The sequence below is a fragment of the Candidatus Woesearchaeota archaeon genome, from assembly GCA_026394965.1.
In the GTDB taxonomy this organism is placed as follows: domain Archaea; phylum Nanobdellota; class Nanobdellia; order Woesearchaeales; family 0-14-0-80-44-23; genus JAPLZQ01.
The window spans coordinates 1-6,088 of sequence record JAPLZQ010000117.1; the positions used below are offsets into that span (position 1 = coordinate 1).

General features: G+C 43.4%; 2 protein-coding genes. One reads left to right on the forward strand and one right to left on the reverse strand.

The features are described from left to right. A partial coding sequence (locus tag NTV63_05495; protein ID MCX6710370.1) for a carboxypeptidase-like regulatory domain-containing protein occupies positions 1–2,915 on the reverse strand: 2,915 nt, incomplete at its 3' end. Between the two features lie 288 nt (positions 2,916–3,203). Here NTV63_05495 and ileS point away from each other — a divergent pair. Continuing rightward, positions 3,204–6,088: isoleucine--tRNA ligase (gene ileS / locus NTV63_05500; protein MCX6710371.1), on the forward strand; the 2,885-nt coding region annotated here is incomplete at its 3' end.

Sequence of the window (6,088 nt, forward strand, 5' to 3'; positions counted from 1 at the left end):
GCAAACTTAAGCTCAAAATATGGCTTGTATTCCTGAGATGCGAAGTCATTTTTCACAATGTTGCTTAAAACATTGGGCGTTATTGTGAATGTGCATTTTGCAGGGCTGTTCATCTCTGTAATTATAGTTAAGTTATACTTGTTCGCGTCCTCGAAGAAATAAATCACCTCAGCATTGAGGATGTTTTTCAGGACATAAACCGGAACAGAGCGTATGATTTCCATGTTGTTGTATTTATCTATTGAATAGAATCTCACATAGTATATGCCGTTGCTCTGGAAGATATTCTTTGTGGAATCGTCTTCAAGCGGATGAATTACTGCACTGCTGAATTCCTTTCCTGCTTCAGCGTCAGTTGAAATGATTGGGGCGCATGAATCATATACATCAATGCAGTATGAGAACTTCCTGACTTTTTCGCTCATGTTGAAAATTATTGGCTCAGTGGGGCGTATTGTTGTGTTGCTTGTTATTGTTGTAACGGGCGGGATATTGTCTTCCTTGCAAAGCTCATTTGTAAGAGGTCCAAAGTTTTTGCAGTCGTCATTATCATCAAAGTTCCCGTCTTTTAAGCAGGCGCTTATTGTGGAATTCCAGTAGCATCTGAGGGAATGGCAGGCGTCATTCGTTGTATAATGAGTAATTCCGTCTCCATAAGTGTAAAATCCTGTTGGGTATCCCTCGCAGCTTACCTGGTCAAGATAATCAGTGCAGGAGACATCTGATTCGCACTCAGCGCATCCGTCTATTCCCTTAACGCAGTTTCCAAGTGCTCCGCACACCTCGCTTGTGCAGCTTACAAAAAGCGCATTGCACGCATCGCATGTGCTGTTATAATCACCTTTGTCTGTCTCATTCCCTTCAGGAGGCTGATAAGGTGAATAGCATATTCCCTTGCTTAATTCGGCATTTGTTTCAGTCCAGAGGCAGTTAAGCCCGCAGGGGTTGTTGAGGCATGTTTCCTCTGAAATAAGCTCTGAGCACTTCAGGTCTGCCCTGCAGTCCCCGCAAACATCAACTGATGTTTTTGAAAAATCATAATAGCATTCATTTTGTGAATTTATGCAGATGTTTTTCTCAAAGAACAGTCCGAACGGGTTCCCCGAGGAACCGCACGCATCCTCTTTCTTGCATTTTGAGATTACAATCCCTGCTTCAGGCTCAGGAAGGTTCCTTGTTATCACACACACATGTTTTCCAAGAACAGTTTTTTCATATACTGAGCAGTCAGTGCTTTCATAGCCGTAGAATTCCTCTGAGACATAGACATTATCAACGCTTAATTCATTATTCTCGTCGCATGCCCTTCTTAAAGTTGCATCATTTGTGTTCTTCTCATTTTTTGAATTAAGGCAGAATTCATAGCCCGGAAGAACGCCCTCGCAAAGCGAATTCCCCATTTTTATTGTTGTGGAATTTGAAACTGAGCCGCCAGTGTAAATTGCAGTAATGGTATAAGTGTATGATTCGCCCCACTTAACATTTGAATCAACATAATTATCATTCGCAGGGCTGATTATTATTTCAGGAGTAAATAAGCCCTGTCTCTTAATCTTGTATAGGATTATAAAATCAGAGCAGCTGTTGTCCCAAACAAGCTTTTCCTCTTTTTTCCCTGGTGAAGGCAGGGCATCAAATCCGGCAATTTTTCCCAAAGATGAGGAATCGCACTGCTGCGAGCCAATCTTGGTAAGTATAAAATCCCGGTATGAATTCTCTGAGGCGATTTCTATGCTTTTTGAAAGCATGTAATAACCAGATGCATACGCATATGCGGTGTATGACTCGCCAATCTTCAATCCGCCAACAGAGTATTTTCCGTCAGCGCCTGTTACTAAGCTTACCAAGCCGTATCTCGGTATTATGACTCTCGCGCCAGGTATTCCTGAATTATCCTCTTTTATCATGCCAGAAAGCTGTGCGCTTCCAATCTGAACGCATGGTGTTGTGCTGTAAACCCCGCCCTCTATTCCAGCAATTTCACAGCAGTATCCGGAATCAGATGCAATGTATTTTTTATCAGCGCCGCACCGGCATATTCCCTTTGAAATATCATTACTGCTTATCCTTAGTCCCAATGCACAGGCAGGCTCTATGCAGGATTGTGAGCATTCCCATCTTCCCGGAGAGCACCTTCCCTGCCCTGTTGAAGTCGGGCACTGGCTCCTGAATTCGCAGCAGTTCTCAGCAGTAGAGCACTCCATGCAGCATCTTGCCTCATTAGATGTGCAGACTCCTGATTTTCCCTCCTGATAGCTGTATTTTTCCTCTTCAGGGCTTCCTTCCTTGCAGTCAGGGCAGCACTCATAGCCGATTGTAGTGCAGTTATTGGCAGAGGCAATCTCGCAGCTTCCGCTTTCCCTGTTGCACACAAGGCTTCCGCAGTTCCCGTCAAGGCACACTGTGCAGTCGGATTTTAGGATTCCGTCAGAGTCGCACAGAAATTCTGTCTCTTCAATGCAGCCACGCGTTTCAATGTTGTATTCCTTCCTGCAGTTTATCTCAGGAAGAATGCCCACGCAGCCGCCAATGGCGTTTGAGGTGCAGTTATCCCCGTTTTCCCCGAAATCACCTGTAGAAAGGTATTGAATTCCTGTTGCACCCCTCTCAGATGACTTTGCTTTGCAGAGCTTCTCTGAGCCGTAATAGCACTCATTTGCACCTGATATGTTTAAGACGCAGCACATATTCTGAGTGTATGGCGCGAGAAAGGAATCAGTGCATTCCTGCTCAAAATAAAGAATTCCGTCGCAGCCCATCTGATTAGGGGAGAATTGTGCATTATAGTCAGCAGAGATGCAGCATCCAGCAATTGATTCCCTTGAAAAGATTATGAGAAACGAAAGGATAAGAAGCGAAAACACGGCAATTTTTAATCTTTTGTTGAGCTGGCTATTTAAGAGAAGCAATTGCATTTTTTCACCACTTTTTTTACTGTTAAAGCAAGATTTACAGTGTTTTTAAACATCTGAAATCCGCACGAATTTCCACACATATTTTAAAACTTAAAAATAAGTTTCATTATTTAAAAATCTTTCTAATAATTTATAATTGAAGAGCGCGGTTTTTTAAGAATAAGAAACAGTAGTATAATGCGTTTTTTCATTAATGTGCAAAAAAGGGCAATAATGAGTAAATTTTAAATAAGGATTGAAAGACACATCAAAACATTTAATACTTAATCCTCCCAAAAGGTGCTGATTATGGAAATTCCAAACAAGAGCTATGATTTCAGGGAAATAGAAAAAAATGTTTCAGCCATCTGGGCTTCTGAAAAGATAAAAGACAAGGTTCTTTTTGCAAAAAGAGAAAAGACATTCTCATTCTTAGAAGGTCCTCCGACTGCAAATGCCCTCCCCGCCCTTCACCACATGGAGATGAGGGTTTTCAAGGACCTTTTCTGCAGGTATAAGTTCATGCAGGGCTACTATGTCCCAAGAAAAGGGGGGTGGGACTGCCATGGCTTGCCTGTTGAAGTGCAGGTTGAGAAGAAATTGGGGCTTAACTCCAAAAAAGAGGTTCTCGAATACGGGATTGAGAAGTTCAATGCAATATGCAGGAGCGATGTTTTCAGCTTCATAGAGAAATGGAATGAGTTCACTGAAAGGCTTGCATACTGGGTGGACCTGAAAAATCCGTATATAACAATGGACAACAACTACATTGAAAGCGTTTGGTGGTCCTTAAAGCAGCTTTACAGCAAAAATCTCCTTTTTCAGGATTACAAGGTTGTGCCATACTGCCCGAGATGCGGGACAACCCTCTCAAGCCATGAGGTTGCGCTAGGGTATGAGGATGTCACAGAAGACACAATAACCTGTAGATTCAAGGTAAAAGAATCAGGGGGCAAAGCAAGATATTTTCTTGCATGGACAACAACGCCCTGGACTCTTCCGAGCAACCTTGCTCTTGCAGTAAATCCAGAGATAGAATACGCTTTTGTTGAGCATGAGTTCTCAGAATACATCCTTGCAAAGGCGCTCTCAGCAAAATACTTTCCCGGCGGGAAAATAGTGAAGGTAGTTCAGGGAAAAGAGCTCATCGGAATGGAATATGAGCCGCTGTTTTCTTATTATGCTGAAAAATTCAGGAATTGCAGGGAAAAGGCATTCATTGTAATAGCAGCAGATTATGTTTCAACAGAGGATGGAACCGGGATTGTCCACCAGGCGCCTGCATTCGGAGAGGATGATTTTGTTTCATGCAGGGCTTGCGGAATTGGGTTTGTAAACCCAGTTGGCGAGGACGGAAAGTTCACATCTGAAATTCCAGGCCTCTCAGGCGTATTTGTAAAGGATGCTGACAAGAGAATAATTTCCATGCTTGAAAGCAGCGGAAAGCTGTTCAAGGTTGAGAAATACACGCATTCATATCCGTTCTGCTGGAGATGCAAGACTCCGCTTATTTACTATGCAAGGCAGTCCTGGTTCATCAGGGTAAGTGCATTCAGGGAAAAACTTCTCGGGAAGAACAATGAGATAAACTGGTACCCAAGACACATAAAAGAAGGCAGGTTCGGGAACTGGCTTGAGGGGGCAAAGGACTGGGCATTATCCAGAAGCAAGTTCTGGGGGACTCCCCTTCCAATCTGGAAATGCGAAACCTGCGGAAAGGAGATTGCCATAGGAAGCGTTGAGGAGCTCAGAAAGGCAGGGCTGAAAGTCCCAAAAAATCTTGACCTTCACAAGCCGTTCATTGACGAGATAGAGATAAAATGCCAGTGCGGAGAGCCAATGCACAGGGTTCCTGATGTAATTGACTGCTGGTATGACTCTGGCTCTGCCTCATTTGCGCAGTACCACTATCCTTTTGAAAACAAGGAATTATTTGAAAAGCACTTTCCCTATGATTTCATAGCAGAGGCAATGGACCAGACAAGAGGCTGGTTCTACACATTGCATGTCCTAGGAGTTCTTCTCTTTGACTCAATTGCATACAAAAATGTCGTGTGCGCAGGGCTGATTGTGGATGAAAACGGCGAGAAGATGAGCAAGAGCAAGGGGAATGTCATAAATCCTGACGAGGCATTTGACAAAGTCGGAGTTGACGCAATAAGGCTCCAGATGTGCTACACCTCTCCTGGAAATGTCAAGAGGTTCAGCTACAACCTTGTGAAGGAGAATGCAACATCATTCCTGAACACTCTCTGGAATTCATATTACTTTGTGTGCGAATACCTGAAAAACAAGGGTGTTGATGCTAAGGAATTCGCAGGAATCTTCTCAAAGCTTGAAACCCCCGATGATGAGATTGACCAAAAAGTCCTTGACATGATAGTCAAGAACCTGAAAATAGAGGACAAATGGATAATCTCAAGGGCAAACTCAACTGCAGAAGAGGTTATGCTTCAGATTGAAGAGCATGAATACAGCAGCTGCACAAAGGCAATAATGCAGTTCCTGAATGACGACTTTTCAAGATGGTACATAAAGATTGTAAGGAACCGCGCAGGAAGCAAGGATGCAGAGCTTTCATTCACCTTCCTTTATGTCTTTGACAAGATTGCAAAGCTTCTTGCGCCTTTTGCGCCTTATGTCACAGAAAGCATCTACCAGAACCTTCTGAAAGATGTGATTAAAGGCGAAAACCGCGACGAAAAAAGCATACATATGATGAGATGGGCTTTCTCCCAGAAAGCGCTTACAGACAAAAAGCTTGAAGAGGACATGGAAACTGCAAGGGAGATTGTGACTGCAGTCCTGTTCCTAAGGGAAAAGAAGGGACTTGGGGTAAGATGGCCCCTCCCGCAGGCTCTTGTAATCTCAAATGACAAGGAGAAGCTTGAATCAGCAAAGAGAATATCTGAAGTAATACTCAAACAGTGCAACATAAGAAACCTTGGCTTAGGCGAGGAAACGAAGAAGATAAGGACAGTGGTCAAGGCAGACTTCTCAAAGCTCGGGCCTGAATTCGGGAAAAAGACTCCCCTGATAATAGCACAGCTTTCAATGAACAGCGCAGAAAGCATTCTCTCACACATTCAGGAAGAGGGATTCTGCCCTGTTAAAGTGGGAAATGAGGAGTTTAGGGTAAAGATTGAGCACCTGATTGTGGAAAAAGAGGCTGAGCAGCCGTTCATAATGAGCAA